We start from the raw sequence: 1,059 nt of genomic DNA, 5'->3' as shown, positions 1-1,059 counted from the left end.
GCCCGCACGATCTCGTACACCCCCGCCGGGCAGTAGCGCGTCTCCGGCGCGTCGTAGAGCGCCAGATTGACCGCGATCGGAACCGAGGCGTCCTTCAGCGTCAGGTGCGCCGGCTGGTCCTCCTCGTGGTTGGTGTTCGACAGATACACCGAGGACAGACGGTCGAAGGACACCACGCCGTCCGGCTTGGGATAGGCGATCTTCGGCATCTCCGACGCCTTCTTCAGCGTCTCGTGGTCGCCGTGCCGGTGGTGCAGCGTCCACGGCGACTTGCCCTTGGTCGCCGTCTCGTAGGCCGCGTTGGCCAGACCCGCCCACAGCCCCTTCTGGAAGCCGGGACGGATGTTGCGCACCGCGTGAAGCTCCGCCCACACCCAGGACGCCTTCAGCTTCTCCGGATAGGCCACCGCCTCACGCGCGGCGTTGTCAGCCGACAGAAGCTCGAACACCGCCTCCGCCGCCAGCATGCCCGACTTCATGGCGGTGTGGTTGCCCTTGATCTTGGGCACGTTGAGGAAGCCCGCCGCGTCGCCGACGATCACGCCGCCGGGGAAGGTCAGCTTGGGGATCGACTGGAAGCCACCCTCCGACAGGGCACGCGCGCCGTAGGCGATGCGCCGCCCGCCCTCGAAGGTCGGGCGGATCGCCGGGTGGGTCTTGTAGCGCTGGAACTCCTCGAACGGCGAGAGGTGCGGGTTCTCGTAGTCGAGCCCGACCACGAAGCCGACCGACACGAGGTTGCCCTCCATGTGGTAGAGCCAGGAGCCGCCGTAGGTCTTGGGGTCCATCGGCCAGCCGATGGTGTGGACGATCAGGCCGGGCTGCGACTGGGCCGGATCGACCTCCCACAGCTCCTTGATGCCGATGCCGTAGGTCTGGGGGTCGGCGTCGCGGCGCAGGTCGAAGCGCTTGAACAGCGTCTTGGTCAGCGAGCCGCGGCAGCCCTCGGCAAAGATGGTCTGCCGGGCGTGCAACTCCATGCCCGGCGTGTAGTTGGCGGTCTTCTCACCGTCCTTGCCGATGCCCATGTCGCCGGTGGCCACGCCCTTGACCGCGCCG

At 68.1% G+C, this 1,059-nt stretch carries 1 protein-coding gene; it reads right to left on the bottom strand.

The features are described 5' to 3' along the window. Window positions 1-1,059 (bottom strand): electron transfer flavoprotein-ubiquinone oxidoreductase (locus DS843_RS30870; protein WP_208852371.1); only part of this gene is annotated, 1,059 nt, incomplete at both ends.

Origin of the sequence: Roseomonas genomospecies 6, assembly GCF_008365375.1 — a bacterium.
GTDB lineage: Bacteria > Pseudomonadota > Alphaproteobacteria > Azospirillales > Azospirillaceae > Azospirillum.
The sequence above is the reverse complement of the archived record's forward strand: the minus strand, read 5'-3'. Positions and strand labels throughout refer to the sequence as shown.